Origin of the sequence: Azospirillum brasilense (assembly GCF_008365405.1) — a bacterium.
Taxonomy (GTDB): Bacteria; Pseudomonadota; Alphaproteobacteria; order Azospirillales; family Azospirillaceae; genus Azospirillum; species Azospirillum brasilense_D.
In genome coordinates this window covers 89,434-104,038 of record NZ_QOKV01000020.1, presented here as the reverse complement: position 1 = coordinate 104,038, position 14,605 = coordinate 89,434, and the positions used below count along the sequence as shown (strand labels likewise).

At 67.8% G+C, this 14,605-nt stretch carries 13 protein-coding genes; 9 read left to right on the top strand and 4 right to left on the bottom strand.

The genetic code is table 11. The features are described 5' to 3' along the window. The first annotated feature begins 2 nt into the window (after nt 1–2). From DS837_RS24800 to DS837_RS24790, 3 genes are all read left to right on the top strand, one after another. A complete protein-coding gene (locus DS837_RS24800; RefSeq protein ID WP_247890118.1) occupies nt 3–710 on the top strand; it encodes a sugar phosphate nucleotidyltransferase in 708 nt (235 codons plus the stop codon). A 14-nt stretch (nt 711–724) separates the two neighbouring features. Next, nucleotides 725–2,686, top strand: coding sequence for a tetratricopeptide repeat protein (locus DS837_RS24795; protein ID WP_170295967.1), 1,962 nt, complete (start codon nt 725–727; stop codon nt 2,684–2,686). A gap of 109 nt (nt 2,687–2,795) precedes the next feature. Beyond that, nucleotides 2,796–3,053: a DUF1272 domain-containing protein gene (locus DS837_RS24790; protein WP_343207281.1), complete on the top strand. Its 258-nt coding sequence runs from the start codon at nt 2,796–2,798 to the stop codon at nt 3,051–3,053. 21 nt (nt 3,054–3,074) lie between these two features. Here the strand turns inward: DS837_RS24790 and DS837_RS24785 are convergent, their stop codons facing one another. Then, nucleotides 3,075–3,593 (bottom strand): GNAT family N-acetyltransferase, encoded by a 519-nt coding sequence (locus DS837_RS24785; protein WP_149167163.1) that lies wholly within the window; start codon nt 3,591–3,593, stop codon nt 3,075–3,077. 13 nt (nt 3,594–3,606) lie between these two features. Then, the gene (mltA, locus tag DS837_RS24780; RefSeq protein WP_149167162.1) at nt 3,607–4,773 is read right to left on the bottom strand and encodes a murein transglycosylase A; all 1,167 of its coding nucleotides are present in this window, start codon (nt 4,771–4,773) and stop codon (nt 3,607–3,609) included. A 276-nt stretch (nt 4,774–5,049) separates the two neighbouring features. Between mltA and DS837_RS24775 the strand changes: the two genes are divergently transcribed. After that, complete coding sequence (locus DS837_RS24775; protein ID WP_149167161.1) at nt 5,050–6,420, top strand: RsmB/NOP family class I SAM-dependent RNA methyltransferase; 1,371 nt, start codon at nt 5,050–5,052, stop codon at nt 6,418–6,420. A 28-nt stretch (nt 6,421–6,448) separates the two neighbouring features. Here DS837_RS24775 and DS837_RS24770 read toward each other — a convergent pair whose 3' ends face one another. Together DS837_RS24770 and DS837_RS24765 are read right to left on the bottom strand one after the other, a co-directional pair. Continuing rightward, nucleotides 6,449–7,597: a hypothetical protein gene (locus DS837_RS24770; protein WP_247890117.1), complete on the bottom strand. Its 1,149-nt coding sequence runs from the start codon at nt 7,595–7,597 to the stop codon at nt 6,449–6,451. Between the two features lie 218 nt (nt 7,598–7,815). Further along, nucleotides 7,816–8,322: a hypothetical protein gene (locus tag DS837_RS24765; RefSeq protein WP_247890116.1), complete on the bottom strand. Its 507-nt coding sequence runs from the start codon at nt 8,320–8,322 to the stop codon at nt 7,816–7,818. A gap of 541 nt (nt 8,323–8,863) precedes the next feature. Between DS837_RS24765 and DS837_RS24760 the strand changes: the two genes are divergently transcribed. From DS837_RS24760 to DS837_RS24740, 5 genes are all read left to right on the top strand, one after another. After that, entirely contained in the window at nt 8,864–9,886 is a 1,023-nt protein-coding gene (locus DS837_RS24760) for a purine-nucleoside phosphorylase (protein WP_247890115.1), read from the top strand. A gap of 120 nt (nt 9,887–10,006) precedes the next feature. Then, nucleotides 10,007–10,564 carry a GNAT family N-acetyltransferase gene (locus DS837_RS24755; RefSeq protein ID WP_149167160.1) on the top strand — a complete coding sequence of 186 codons (558 nt, stop codon included), beginning with the start codon at nt 10,007–10,009 and terminating at the stop codon, nt 10,562–10,564. A gap of 35 nt (nt 10,565–10,599) precedes the next feature. Further along, complete coding sequence (guaA, locus tag DS837_RS24750) at nt 10,600–12,150, top strand: glutamine-hydrolyzing GMP synthase (protein ID WP_145623801.1); 1,551 nt, start codon at nt 10,600–10,602, stop codon at nt 12,148–12,150. A 367-nt stretch (nt 12,151–12,517) separates the two neighbouring features. Further along, on the top strand, nt 12,518–13,483 hold the full coding sequence (locus DS837_RS24745) for an ABC transporter substrate-binding protein (protein ID WP_149167159.1): 966 nt from the start codon (nt 12,518–12,520) through the stop codon (nt 13,481–13,483). 90 nt (nt 13,484–13,573) lie between these two features. Beyond that, nucleotides 13,574–14,476: a TauD/TfdA dioxygenase family protein gene (locus DS837_RS24740; protein WP_149167158.1), complete on the top strand. Its 903-nt coding sequence runs from the start codon at nt 13,574–13,576 to the stop codon at nt 14,474–14,476. The last annotated feature ends 129 nt before the right edge of the window (nt 14,477–14,605 follow it).

Here is a 14,605-nt window from a genome sequence, read left to right as displayed (position 1 = left end):
CCTTGACGGACATCGACGTCACGCTGCTCGCCGGTGGTCTCGGCTCGCGCATGCGGGGCGTCTCGGGCGACACGCCCAAGGTGCTGGCGCCCATCGCGGGCCGCGCCTTTCTCGGACATCTGCTGGACCATCTGGCCGCCTACGGCGCGCGCCGGGTGGTGCTGTGCCTGGGCCATCTGGCGGACCGGGTGACGGCGTGGCTGGCCCAGGGCGACACCAACCGGTCGCTGGACGTCGTCTGCCAGATCGAGCCGAGCCAGATGGGCTCCGCCGCGGCGCTCGCCTACATCCGCAAGGACCTCAAGGCCGGCACCGTCCTGGTGATGAGCGGCGACACCTTCCTGGACGCCGACCTGCGCGCCTTCGTTGCCTCGCACCGCCTGTCGGGGGCGGAGGCGTCGGTGCTGTGCGTGGAGGTGGAGGACGCCGCCCGCTTCGGTCGGGTGGAGGTCGGGCCGGACAGCCGGGTCCGCCAGTTCCTCGACAAGGCGCCGGGGCGCGGGGTGATCAACGCCGGGGTCTATCTCTTCTCCGCGGCCTTCCTGGACCGCCTCGCGGCCTCCGGGGCCAGCTCGCTGACCCGCGACGTGCTGCACAAGATGCCGCCGGGCACCCTGCACGGCCACGTCGCTAAGGCCCGCTTCATCGACATGGGCACGCCGGAGAGTCTGGCGGTCGCCGCCAGCGTGATCGGCGGCCGCGAGACCTGAGCGGAGCGGGCGCCGTGGCGACGCTGGACGAGGCGCTGGCCATCGCGCTCGACCTTCACACCGCCGGGCGGACGGAGGAGGCCGAGACCCTCTACGGGCGAATCCTCGACGCCGTTCCGGACGAGCCGAACGCCCTCCACCTCTACGGCCTTCTCTGCGCCCAGGGCGGGCGGCTGGAGCAGGCCGCCGGGCTGCTGGGCCGGGCGGTGGCGCTGCGCCCCGGCCAGCCCGAATACCGCGCCAACCTCGCGACGCTGCATCAGGCCCGCGGCGATCTGGCCGCGGCAGCCGAGGAATACCGGGCGGCCCTGCGGCTTTGCCCCGACTCGGCGGCGCTCGCCATGCCGCTGGCGGCGGTGGCGCGGCAAGCGGGGGACAGTGGGCTCGCCCTCGCGGCCTATCGCCGCACCACCCTCATCCAGCCCGACCTTGCCGAGCCGATGGTCCAGTCCGGAATCCTGCTGCGCTACGCGGGACGGACCGGCGAGGCGGTGTCCGCCCTGCGCCGCGCCGTCCGGCTGCGCCCCGACCATGGCGAGGCGTGGCACCATCTCGGCGTGGCGCTCCAGCGGATCGGGGACCTGGACACAGCCATGGCGCTGGCGCAGGCCGTGGCCCTGCTGCCGGAAGACGCGACGGCTCGGCTCAATCTCGGCCGCGCCCATTATGACGCGGGGCGTTGGGACGCCGCCGTCGCGGCCCTGCGCGGCGCGTTGGCGCTCGACCCGGCGAACGACGACGCGCTGGAGCTTTTCGCCGCCGCCCGGCGCAGAACGAATGGGGAGGGGGAGACCGTGACGGCGCTGCGCCGTCTGCTGCGGCTGAGTCCGGACACGGCGAACGGCTGGTACGCGCTGTCCCTGGCCGAACCCGGCGCCCTGGGGTCGCTCCGCCGCGCGCTGGCCCTCCAGCCTAATCATCGCAACGCTTTGAGTGGTCTGGCGAACCGCTTGCGCGACCGGCGGGAGGTCTCCGCCTCGCTGCGCCTGCACGACCGGGCCGTCCGCCTTCAGCCGGCCAATGCCGAGGCGCGCTGGAACCGCTCCCTGGCGCGGCTGCTTGCCGGCGACCTGACGGGCGGCTGGGAGGATTACGAGGCGCGCTGGGACGTGGCCGATTTCCCGACGAAGCCGCGCGGCCTGCCGCAGCCGCTGTGGAGCGGCGAGGACATTGCCGGACAAACCATCCTGCTGCACGAGGAGCAGGGCCGCGGCGATGCCATCCAGTTCGTCCGCTACGCCCCCCTGGCGGCCGCCCGCGGCGCCCGCGTGCTGCTGGAGGTCGGCGCCGATCTGGTTTCCCTGTTCCGCAGCCTGCCGGGGGTGGAGCGGGTGTTTGCGCGCGGCGAGGCTTTGCCTGCCTTCGACTGGCAATGCCCGCTGCTCAGCCTGCCACGGGCCTTCGCCACCCGGCTGGAGACCATTCCCGCCGCTGTTCCCTACCTGACCGCCGACCCGGCGCGCGCCGCGGTGTGGCGGGAGCGGTTGGTCGGCGGTCAAGAAGGCGACGGGCTGAAGGTCGGGCTGGTCTGGGCCGGAAATCCCCATTTCGCCGGCGACCGGGAGCGTTCTCCGGGCTTGGAGGCGCTGGCGCCGCTGCTGGCGGTGCCGGGCTGCCGCTTTTTCGGCCTGCAAGTCGGCCCCGGCCACGACGATCTGGAGCGGCGGGCGATGCCCCCGTCCTTCACCGATCTGGCACCGGAGATCCGCGACTTCGCCGACACCGCGGCGATCATGGCGTCGCTGGATCTGGTGGTGTCCTCCTGCACCGCTCCCGCCCATCTGGCCGGGGCGCTGGGTGTGCCGGTGTGGGTGCTGCTGTCCCACACGCCGGACTGGCGTTGGCTGCTCGACCGCGCCGACAACCCCTGGTACCCGACCGCCCGCCTGTACCGCCAACCCCGCCCCGGCGACTGGGCCGAGGTGACGGAAGAGATTGCGGCGACACTAGCCGAGCGTGCGGCAAGCCTTCTCTAACCCACTCGCCTCCGGGGCTTGGGGGGCACGCAATGTTCGGCATCCACCGCCACCACCCCGTTTTCCCGCCGTCGTCCCGCTGCTATCATCCTGCAACCATGGAAAGGCGATGCCCATCATGCTTGCGCTGCGGCCCAACTGCGAATGCTGCGACCGGGATTTGCCCCCGGAATCCCGCGACGCCTACATCTGCTCCTTCGAATGCACCTTCTGCGGCGACTGCCGGGATGGGGTGTTGAAGGGGCATTGTCCGAATTGCGGCGGTGAACTGGTGCGGCGGCCCGTTCGCCCGGCGGCGAAGTTGGCCAACAACCCGGCTTCCACACAGCGGGTGCTCAAGGCCGGCGGCTGCCCGTCGGCCTTCTGAAGGCCGCTTTCTGAACCAAGCTCACCCCAGGCGTCGGCCCAGAAACAGCAACGGCCCCCTCTGGGTCGCCACAGTGAAGCCGGCGCGCTGGTAGAAGGCGACGTTCCGCGCGAACACCCCGGTCACCAGATGCAGGCCGGGAAGGTCCGCGGCGCGGCAGTCCTCCGCGAAGCGGTCCACCAGCGCCCGTCCGACGCCGCGGTCGCGGAAGCCGGGTCGGACGTTGACGTGCAGATGGGCGGGGAAGGCGGCGAAGCGGTCGGCGAAGACCTCGTATTTCGGGATGATGCGGGCGAGGTCCACCGCTCCGGCGCTGTCCTTGCAGCCGGTCAGATAGCCGATGACGGCGCCGTCATCGGCCAAGGCGAACCACACGTCGTCCGGCGCCCGCTCCACGTACCAGCCCGTCCAGGTGCGGAAGAAGGCCGCGCGCTCCGCGTCCGAGGCGAAGCCCTTGCGCAGCGTGGACAGGAAGAAGATCTCCTCCAGCGCGGCGAGGGCGGACTCGCGGTCGGGCAGGGCGGACAGACGAACCAGCATCGACGACCTGGACTCAGCGGCGTTGGGCCAACGTGAAGGAGGTGGTGCGCGGCGCCAGCATCGTATAGCGGCCTTTGGCCTTCATCACGCCGGCGCCCTCCGCGGCCTCCGCGCCATGACCCCAGAACAGGTCGCCGCGCACCGGCCCCTTGATGGCGCCGCCGGTGTCCTGGGCGACGACGAGGCGCTTGATCTCCCCCAGCGGCACCGGCGCCTCGCGGACGTCCAGCCACAGCGGCACGCCCAGCGGGATATGGCCGGGGTCCACGGCGAGGCTGCGGCCCGCCGTCAGCTCCATGTTGCGCGCCCCGCGCGCGCCGACGTCGGGGCGGAGCTGGAAGAAGACGTAGGACGGGTTCATGTTCATCACCCGCCGGGCCTCGCCGGGATGCTCGGTCAGCCAGCGGCGGATCAGCGGCATGGTCACCTGCTCCGGCGTGGCGTAGCCGATGTCGATCAGGTGCCGCCCGATGGGGACGTAGCGGTGGCCGTTCTGCCCGCCATAACCCAGAGCCACCACCGACCCGTCGCTCATCCGCACCCGGCCCGATCCCTGGATTTCCAGGAAGAAGGCGTCGATGGGATCGTCCACCCACAGGATCTCCAGCCCCTTGCCCTTCAGCGCGCCGTCGGTGATGCGGGCGCGGCTGGGCAGGCCGCGCTTGGTCCGCTTCGGCGCCTTGTAGAGGGGGACGTTGTAGCGCTCGGTCCGGGTCCAGCTTCCGCGCAGCTCGACCTCGTAATAGCCGGTGAACAACCCCTCCTGCCCCTCGGACAGGGAGACGGGCGTGAAGTGATCCTCGAAGAAGCGGCGGGCCGTCTCGGGCTGGGCGTCGGGCAGGCCGCGCAACGCCTCGCAGATCGGGCGCCAGTCCGAGGTGGTGCCGGCGGCGGGGTTGGGGCCGAGCGGCTTGCCGGCGGGCTGCGACGCCACCCAGCGGCAGGTGCGATGAAGGGCGGGCAGGGCCTGCGCGTGGTCGTCGTCGATCCAGCCCGGCAGGCCGCGGAAATCGGCGGAAACCTTCTCCATTCCGGGCCGCCAGGACGCCGCGGTGACTCCGCCGTCCGGTCCGGCCCCGGTCGCCGCGTCGCCGGCACAGCCTGCCAGCAGGCCGAACGCAAGAAGGGTGGAGACGCGCGCCACCGCACGCGCCATGACACTGCCGACCGCAGCCGCCATCGCGGACCCCGCACCAAGATTCAAGGAAGACGATAAAGACGAGGGATGGCTGGACTTGCCGCGGCCAAGATGGCTCAAACAAGAACAACTACCCCTTTTTTGCCTCATTCACCGGATTGCGGTCAATCGCTCTTCGCGCGGATGGTTTCGATCGGGCCGTCTTGTCACAGGGCACGCGCCTGGGGCGGCGACTCGAAAGGCTGCCGCGCGTGCGCGGGGGATGACAACCACCCCCCGCTCGGGTTATCGAGCAGGGAATCTATCCGAGGACATCCCATGACCCCCGCCGCCCGCCTTCAGGCGGTCATCGACCTGCTGACCGAGATCGACGAAACCCCGCGCCCCGCCGACGCGGTGATGAGCGCCTATTTCCGCGCCCGCCGCTACATCGGGTCGAAAGACCGCACCGCGGTGGCGCAGACGGCCTACGCGATCCTGCGGCGGCACGCCCGCCTGTGCTGGTGGCTGGAGCGTCAGGGCCATCCGCCGACCCCGCGCGCCCGCGCGCTCGCCAACGAGATCCTGGCCGAGGGCAAGTCCGCCGCGACAGTCAAGGCGCTGTTCGGCGCCACCAAATTCGCCCCGGACCCGCTGGCGCCGGAGGAGGCGAAGCTCGCCAACGAGCTGGACACCCACACGCTGGAGCATCCGCAAATGCCGGAGAGCGTGGCCGTGGAGTGCCCGCCCTGGGCCGAGGAGCCGATGCGCGCCGCCATGGGCGACCGCTTCGCGGTGGAGATGCGGACGCTGCTGGACTCCGCGCCGCTCGACCTGCGCATCAACCCGGTGAAGGCCAACCGCGAGAGCGCGATCAAGGCGCTGGCCCGCGCCCACATCACCGCGGAGCCGACGCAGTGGTCGCCGCTGGGCCTGCGCGTCCAGGGCCGTCCGCCGCTGGGCACCGTGGACGCCTTCAAGGAGGGTCTGGTCGAGATCCAGGACGAGGGCTCGCAACTCGTGGCGATCGCGGTGGCGCCGAAGCCGGGGCAGCAGGTGGTGGATTTCTGCGCCGGGGCTGGCGGCAAGACGCTGGCCATCGCCGCGCTGATGAAGAACAAGGGCCGCGTCGTCGCCTGCGACGTGCTGGCCGGGCGCCTGAAGCGCGCCGCCGAGCGGTTCCGCCGCGCCGGGCTGCACAACATCGAGGCGCACCCGCTGTCCAGCGAGCGCGATCCCTGGGTGAAGCGGCACAAGCGCAAGTTCGACCGCGTTCTGGTCGACGCGCCGTGCAGCGGCACCGGCACCTGGCGCCGCAACCCCGACAGCCGCTGGCGCCAGCTCGGCCCCGGTCTGGCGGAGCTGGTGCCGCTCCAGGCCAACATCCTGGACAGCGCGGCCCGGCTGGTGAAGCCCGGCGGGCGGCTGATCTACGCCACCTGCTCGCTGCTGCCGGAGGAGAACGAGAAGCAGGTCGCCGCCTTCCTGGAGACCCACCCCGATTTCACCGTGCTGCCGGTCGCCGAGGTCTGGGCGGAGGAGGGTGCGGGCACGCCGCCGGCCGAGGGGCCGTACCTGCGCCTGACCCCGGCCCGCCACGACACCGACGGCTTCTTCGCCGCCGTGATGGTGCGCAAGGCGGAGGAAGAGGAGGCCGCGGCGGAGGTGGACCCGATGGCCGAGGCTGATCCGGCGCCTTCGGAGGGGTAAGATCGGGGGGCTTCCCCGGTGGGTTGCGTCAGGCCGGCGGTGTGTCGCCGGCCTGCGCGTTTCCGGTTTGCGGTTTTCCCGTCCCTGCCTTCAGGGCTTCCAGCAGGCCGCTGGCGACCGCGTTCTGGCCTTCGTTGGCGTTCCCGGCAACCGCGCCCAGAACACCGGTTCCGCCTTTCGACGCGCCCGACTCAAGCGCCGATTGGAGCATGGACAATGCCGCCTGTGCGTTGCCAGGGTCGCTCGACGCCGGCTTGCTGACGGTATCCTGCGGCGATGGGCTTTCGGCGGCTGGCTTGTTCGTGACGGCTGGCGTCTCCGTGGCGATCTTGCTTTCCGCAGCGGGTGCCGGTGTCGGAGCGGCGGCCTCGGCCTTCGGGACAGCGGATTTGGACCCGATGCCGGGAATGTCTACGGCTTCCGCAAATTTCTGGAACGCGTTGCCGAAGACGTTCCGGTCGAAACCGAGTTCCTGAAGCTTCTGTTCGGCGGCCTCGCCGTCCGGCGCGTACAGATCCGCGAAGCCGGCATCCTCCCCCATGGAGGCCAGCGCGGATTTGAAGCCCTGCATGTTTTTCGTAAATCCGCTGGCGTCGCTGAGAATGGCCGTCTGATCGGTCGGCTTTCCATGGGCGCCACGGGTCGCCGAGATCTCGCCCTTGAACGCGTCCTGAACCGGCTTCAGGCGTTCGTTCATCTCGTCCATCGAGATTTCGCCGCGCTGCTGGGCTTCCTGAATCTCCTGGGTCTTGCGCCCGACCTCGGACAGCGCACCGGACATCCGGCTGCCATAGGCCTGCAGTTTCTGCCAGGCGGCCTCCGAGTCGGCGAGCCGCTGCTTGTCTTCCTCGTCACGGGGGCGTTCGGAGACGTAGCGGTTGAAGGTCGCCTTGGTCGCCAGCGATTTCAGCCCGGTCACGGCGTCTTCGGCGCTGATCTTGCCGGAGTTGACGAGTCCTTCCAGCATGCCGCGCGCCTTTGAGTCGAGTTGCTTGAACACATCGGCGGCGGCGCCGTTCAAGGCCTGCCCAAGCTTGCTCAGGGAAACGGCATCCGTCTTTTCGCCGCTCCCGACGCCTGAGGATTGATGCCCGGAGGAACCGGTTCCGGACTGTACAGGCTTCCAGTATCCGGTGGCGGACAGAGGAAGAGAGGAGCTGATTGTGCTGCTGGTCATTGATCCGCCTCCTGACCGTCATAGCCCATCATTCTCAGGCATCCCTATGGAAGAATAGAAAAGATAATTCCGCATTAATGAACCTTTCGTTTCCATGAATATTATGACTATATTGACCGTATGATTGGGAAATATTTTTTTAAAGAGATATTATGGAGGTTGTTATTTGGATTTGGCGCGATGGATTTGTGAAAGGCTTGGCAGCGAAAGACGTGAGCCTACCGGTAATCGAAGGCCCCCTTGCCGATCAGACGACGGACGGCGTCGCCGAATGCGGCGAACGGACTCAGGTTGATGCCGAGATCGGCGATCTTCTTTGACGCATCGTCGCCGCCATCCTCAATGGCGAGGAAATAGGCGTTGGCCTGAGCATTCCTGCCGGTCGCCGGGGAGGGCGATGCCGAAGGTTTGTCGACGCGGATCGGGGAGTTGTCCGGCTGTGTCTGGGAGTCGGCCCGGCGCTGGCCGCGTTGAAGGAGGGGCGTTCCGCCAAGTGCGCGGCTGGCGGCTTCCGAATCGAGATCAACGGCGGCAACATCGACTCCGGACTGCGCGAAGCCAATGCGTTTCAGGCGTGTCGTCAAACCCTTCGCCACGTCATCGCCGGCTAGGGTGCCGGCGCGCACGGCGTCATCCAATTTCCGGCGGTCCTCGTCGCCCAGCGCCTCGTTGAACATGGTGAGGGCGTTGCCTTTCAGGGCCGTTGCCAGAGCGCTGAGATCCACACTGTCGCTGGCTCCGCCATTCCGGACGGTCGTCGTGGCGACGGAAGGTGTCGATGTGTTCGTTGAGCGCGCTGCTGATCCAGCTCGGATATATGCGGGAACATCGGCGGGCGATGTGACGCCTGTGGGAGCCATTGGAAAACTCCATTGATCGATGGCCAAGGCCGTCGTGGAAAGAAATAGATACTATTGATCTTTTGATTTATGAATCTGAGAGAAGATTGATAATGAAATATTAAAGTTCGAATCCTAAGTATTTGTGCGCATAATGAACCATGCGAATACTGGAGTATGGGGTGGCCGGTTGGCGGCCAGACTCGCGTCGGAAGGTGACAGTTGGCCGCCCGCTAAGAATTTGGCGAAACCAACATGATAAGGGAGATTGGCGGCGGGCCGAAAAAGCGGCGAATGCGCGCCAGCCCAAGAAAGGACGAGCGCCGCCACTCATGCGGGGACACACGGACGGGCCTGCTGATTTCGTGCGGGTCATACCGCGAGGTTTGCGGTTAGGGTGCGACCTTTCCCCGCATGTTGGAGCGCAATGATGTGGAACACGTCCCGCTGGCGGAGCGCCGCCCTGTCCGCCTTTTTCCTGTTGGGGCTGGGCACCTCCGCCGAAGCGGCTGAGCCGGTCAAGGTCAAGGTGTTTGTCGGCGCCATGTTCGAGATCGGCAAGAACACCGGCGACCGGGCCGGCGAGTTCCAAAACTGGTACGAGCGCTACTGGCAGTCCAGCACGCCGATCACCGTGAAGGGCGCGCTGAACCCCGTCCACTGCAACGCCGACGGCGTCTGCGGCGCGGTTCTCGGCATGGGCAAGGTCAGTTCCTCCGCGTCCATGCAGGCGATCCTGCTGAACCCGCAGCTCGACCTGTCGCAGGCCTATTTCATCATTTCCGGCGTGGCCGGCACGCCGCCGTCGCGCGGGACCATCGCCGAGGTCAACTGGGCGACCTGGCTGGTGGATTACGATCTGGGCCACCGCTGGGCGCCGGAAGAGGGCAAGCCGGGCGAGCCGACTTTCATGCCGCGCAAGGGCTACGAGTCCGTCCGGCTGTTCCAGATGAACCCGACGCTGGTGTCCTGGGCGATGAAGCTGACCGGCGACACGCCGCTGAAGGATTCCGACAGCGCCCGCGCCTACCGCCAGCGCTACCCGCAGGACGCCGCCCGGCGCACGCCCTTCGTCGGCACCGGCACGCACATGACCGGCGACACCTTCTTCCACGGCCCCGGCATGTCCGAGCAGGCGCAGTACATTGCCAAGCTCTACGGCGCCGACGATTACGTCATCACCGAGATGGAGGCCGCGGCGATCACGCTGGTCATCAAGCGGACGCTGGGCTCCGACCGGGTGATGAGCCTGCGTGGTGCCGTGAACTTCGACCAGGGCAACCCGAAGGAGACCACACTGGAGCATCTCGACCCGAAGCCGGGCGAGACCGCCGGCGGCTTCGCCGAGACGGTGGAGAATGTGGCGCTGGTCGGCTCGCGCATGACCGATCACATCGTTTCCCACTGGGACCAGTGGCAGGCGGGCGTTCCGGCCCTTCCGGCCCAGTAACCCGAAGGCCGCCTTTGCGGCGGACCTTCCGCCGTCGTCCCGGCCCTTTTGGCTGACTGGACATGCTCCGGCCCGGCTCCCAGTTTCCATGGGGGTGGGAAACGGGTCCGGAGATGTCCCATGGATGAAGCGCTGGTGATTCGCGACGCGTGCCCGTCGGACGCGGTGGGCATCGCCAAGGTCCATGTTGCCACGTGGCAATCCACCTATCCGGGGCTCGTCCCCGACGCCTACCTCGTCAACCTGTCGGAAGCCGCCGCGGCGATGCGCTGGCACAACGCCGTCCAGGCGCATGGCCCGGGGCAGGGCGCTTTGGTCGTGGTGGACGGCACGGAATCGGTGGTGGGTTTCGCCACCTACGGCGGGCGCCGCATTCCCGTGGAGGGGTACGAAGGGGAGTTCTACGCCCTCTACCTGCTGGACGAGGCGCAGGGGCAGGGGCTGGGCCGCCGCCTGGTGGCGACCATGGCCGAACGGCTCCAGGAGGGCGGCAAGCGCACCGCCGTGGTCTGGTGCCTGCGCGAGAATCCGGCCCGCTGGTTCTACGAGCGGCTGGGCGGTGTGCGGGTGGCCGAGCGGCCGATCCGCTTCGCAGGGAAGGAACTGGTGGAGATCGCCTATGGCTGGCGCGACCTCGCGCCGCTTGCACGCTTGTCCACGGGCCCCGAAATGCGGTAGTCAGGGGCTTGTCCCCCCGCATCAGGTTGTCGTCCATGTCCGCCGAGCGCGTTCTCATCCTCGATTTCGGGTCGCAGGTGACCCAGCTCATCGCCCGCCGCGTCCGTGAAGCCGGCGTCTATTGCGAAATCCATCCGTTCAGCATGAGCGAGGAGCGGATTCGCGACTACGCGCCGAAGGCGATCATCCTGTCGGGCAGCCCGGCCTCCGTCACCGAAGAGAACGGCCCGCGCGCGCCGGAGGTGGTCTTCACGCTGGGCGTCCCGGTCCTGGGCATCTGCTACGGCCAGCAGACGATGTGCCACCAGCTCGGCGGCGCCGTGTCGGGCTCCGACCACCGCGAATTCGGGCGCGCCTTCATCGAGGTGAAGCAGACCTGCGCCCTGTTCGACGGGCTGTGGGCGGTTGGGTCGCGCGAGCAGGTGTGGATGAGCCACGGCGACCGCGTCACCGCCCTGCCAGACGGCTTCCAGGCCGTGGCGGTCAGCGACGGCGCGCCCTTTGCCGCCATCGCCGACGACGCCCGCCAGTTCTACGGCGTGCAGTTCCACCCGGAGGTCGTGCACACCCCGCACGGCGCGCAGCTCCTGGCGAACTTCGTGCACCGTGTCGCCGGGCTGAAGGGCGACTGGACCATGGCCGCCTTCAAGCAGCAGGCCATCGAGAAGATCCGCGCCCAGGTCGGCAGCGGCAAGGTGATCTGCGGCCTGTCGGGCGGCGTCGACTCCTCGGTGGCCGCCGTGCTGATCCACGAGGCCATCGGCGACCAGCTCACCTGCATCTTCGTCGACACCGGCCTGATGCGCGCCGGCGAGGCTGAGGAGGTGGTGACGCTGTTCCGCGACCACTACAACATCCCGCTGGTCCACCGGAGCGCGTCCGACCTGTTCCTCGGGAAGCTGGCCGGCGTCACCGACCCGGAGCAGAAGCGCAAGATCATCGGCGGCCTGTTCATCGAGGTCTTCGACGAGGAGAGCGCCAAGGTCGGCGGGGCGCAGTTCCTGGCCCAGGGCACGCTGTACCCCGACGTGATCGAGAGCGTGTCCTTCACCGGCGGCCCGTCGGTCACCATCAAGTCGCACCACAACGTCGGCGGCCTGCCGGAGCGCATGAAGCTGAAGCTGGTCGAGCCGCTGCGCGAGCTGTTCAAGGACGAGGTCCGGGCGCTCGGCCGCGAACTCGGCCTGCCGGCCGCCTTCATCGGGCGCCACCCCTTCCCCGGCCCCGGCCTCGCCATCCGCGTTCCCGGCGAGATCACCCCGGAGAAGCTGGACATCCTGCGCAAGGCCGACACGGTCTATCTGGAGGAGATCCGCAACGCCGGCCTCTACGACGCGATCTGGCAGGCCTTCGCGGTGCTGCTGCCGGTGCGCACCGTGGGCGTGATGGGCGACGGCCGGACCTACGACCATGTGCTGGCCCTGCGCGCGGTGACCTCGACCGACGGCATGACCGCCGACTGGTACCCGTTCCCGCACGACTTCCTGGCCCGCGTGTCGAACCGCATCGTCAACGAGGTCCGCGGCGTCAACCGCGTCGTCTACGACATCACCTCGAAGCCGCCCGGCACCATCGAGTGGGAGTGATCCGCGACGATCGCTGTCGATAAGGGTTGAGCATGGAAAGCCGTCAGGAGCCGCACAGCTCCTGGCGGCTTTTTTATGCGCAATCAGAGCTTGGAACGGTCCGGTGGAGGCGGCTCGAACGCCCTTGTGAGAGCGATGCTGTGACAAAACCTCAGCAGCATAAATAACATATATGTTATGTAGTTTTGGAGTTTAAAAATCTATAAATAGAGTAGATATTATTTGACAGGACGCCGCTGGATTGGTGTGATCGAGGTGCAAATCAACCTTGGCGACGCCATTTCGGGAGGCTTCGATGACAGCGGGTGTGAAACGGATTGAGTCCACCGCAAGACGGGCTTTTCTCGGCATGACCTTGGCGGCGGGCGTGGCCCTCCTTTCCTCCGGTGGCGCGCGGGCCGAGGCGACGGACCTGACCATCGCCATCCAGTACGGGCTGGGCTACCTGCCGCTGATGATCGCCAAGAACCAGGGGCTGATCGAAAAACGCGCCGAGGAGCAGGGGATCGGGCCGCTCAAGGTCAACTGGCTGGTGTTGAACGGCGGGGTCGCCGCCAACGACGCGCTGCTGAGCGGCAACGCCCATATCGTCTCCGCCGGCATCGCGCCACTGCTGACCGTCTGGGACAAGACGCGCGGCGGTATCGGCGTGAAGGCCATCTCGGGGCTGGACTCCTCGGCCTACTGGCTCAACAGCAACAACCCGAACGTCCGCAGCATCCGCGACCTGACCGACAAGGACCGCATCGCGGTGCCGGCGGTGAAGGTCTCCATCAATTCGGTCATTCTCCAGATCGCCGCGGAGAAGGAGTTCGGGCCGGGGCACCAGTATGACTTCGAGCCGCTGACCACGACGCTGAGCCCGCCGGACGCCACCGCGGCGCTGGTTTCCGGCAAGACGGAGATCACCGGCCACATCACCACCCCGACCTACGGGTCGCAGCAACTCGTCCACCCGAACGTCCACCGCATCCTGAACTCGCGCGACGTGATCGGCGAAGCGACGCTGGTGCTGTCCTACGCCACGCAGAAATTCTACGACGAGAACCCGAAGCTCACCGCCGCCGTGGTGAAGGCGATGGGCGACGGCTTCGCGCTGATCAAGCGCGACAAGGCCGAGGCCGCCCGCATCTATCTTGCGGAGGAGCGCAGCAAGCTGACCCAGGACGAGGTGGTGGCGCTGCTCGACAACCCGGACATCAGCTATTCCCAGGTTCCGCACAACACCGGCGTGATCGCCGACTTCATGCACCGCGTCGGTTCGATCAAGACCAAGCCGGCCTCGTGGAAAGACTACACCTTCCCGATCCTGCATGGCGAAACAGGGAGCTGACCTGACACCGGTCTTTCACTTGCCGACCGTTCACCAATTTCCCGTTCACCGTATGCACGTCATTCCTTACTTGATGATGGAGACATTCCGATGAGCCTTCCCAACGGTTTCGACATCAAGCCCATCAACGGCAACATCGGCGCCGAACTGCGCGGCGTCTCCCTGTCCGGCGATCTGCACCCGGCGGTGCTGAAGGCGATCCAGGACGCCGTTTACGAGCACAAGGTGATCTTCGTTCGCGACCAGCACCACATCGACGACGCCCGGCAGGAGGCGTTCGGACGGCTGTGGGGCACGCTGGTCGGCCATCCGACCGTCCCGTCGCTCGGCGGGACCGAGGGCATCCTGGACGTGGACGGATCGCGCGGGGAGCGCGCCAGTTCCTGGCACGCCGACATCACCTTCCTCGACGCCTATCCCAGCATCACCATCCTGCGCCCCCATGAACTGCCGGACCGCGGCGGCGACACGCTGTGGGGCAACACGGCGGCGGCCTACGCCGAACTGCCGGAGCCGTTGCGCGAACTGGCCGACAGGCTGCGGGCGATCCACACCAACCAGTACGATTACGTGGGCGACCGCGGAAACGTCCGCGAGGATGGGCTGAAACGCTTCAATGAAGTCTTCACCGCCACCGTTTACGAGACGGAGCATCCGCTGGTCTCCGTGCACCCGGTCACCGGCGAGCGCACCCTGCTGGTCGGGCATTTCCTGCAACGGCTGGTCGGCTTCGGCACCTCCGATGCCAACCGGCTGATCGGCATCTTCACCGACCACGCCACCCGTCCGGAAAACACGGTGCGCTGGCACTGGTCGCCGGGCGATGTGGCGATCTGGGACAACCGCGCCACCATCCACCGCGCCGTCGACGATTACGGCGACCGTCCCCGCGTCGTCCGCCGCACGACCGTGGCCGGCGACGTGGTGGTCGGCGTCGATGGCCGTCCCAGCGTGACCCGTGTGCTCGGCCGCAAGCCGAGCCTCGCCGCCTGATCGTCCTGCCGGGACCGGCAGGGGGCGTGGCCCCCCATGCCGGTCCCGCCTTTTCATGCGCATATACTACAATAATATTAAGTTAATAAATCCGATTTTCCCTGTTGAATCGTGCGTGGAATCATGATG

What these genes read in the sequence shown, in the direction of transcription:
- DS837_RS24790 (WP_343207281.1), top strand. Translation starts at nt 2,796, where the DNA reads ATGCCCATCATGCTTGCGCTGCGGCCCAACTGCGAATGCTGCGACCGG.
- DS837_RS24785 (WP_149167163.1), bottom strand. Translation starts at nt 3,593, where the DNA reads ATGCTGGTTCGTCTGTCCGCCCTGCCCGACCGCGAGTCCGCCCTCGCC.
- mltA (WP_149167162.1), bottom strand. Translation starts at nt 4,773, where the DNA reads ATGGCGGCTGCGGTCGGCAGTGTCATGGCGCGTGCGGTGGCGCGCGTC.
- DS837_RS24775 (WP_149167161.1), top strand. Translation starts at nt 5,050, where the DNA reads ATGACCCCCGCCGCCCGCCTTCAGGCGGTCATCGACCTGCTGACCGAG.
- DS837_RS24770 (WP_247890117.1), bottom strand. Translation starts at nt 7,597, where the DNA reads ATGACCAGCAGCACAATCAGCTCCTCTCTTCCTCTGTCCGCCACCGGA.
- DS837_RS24760 (WP_247890115.1), top strand. Translation starts at nt 8,864, where the DNA reads ATGATGTGGAACACGTCCCGCTGGCGGAGCGCCGCCCTGTCCGCCTTT.
- DS837_RS24755 (WP_149167160.1), top strand. Translation starts at nt 10,007, where the DNA reads ATGGATGAAGCGCTGGTGATTCGCGACGCGTGCCCGTCGGACGCGGTG.
- guaA (WP_145623801.1), top strand. Translation starts at nt 10,600, where the DNA reads ATGTCCGCCGAGCGCGTTCTCATCCTCGATTTCGGGTCGCAGGTGACC.
- DS837_RS24740 (WP_149167158.1), top strand. Translation starts at nt 13,574, where the DNA reads ATGAGCCTTCCCAACGGTTTCGACATCAAGCCCATCAACGGCAACATC.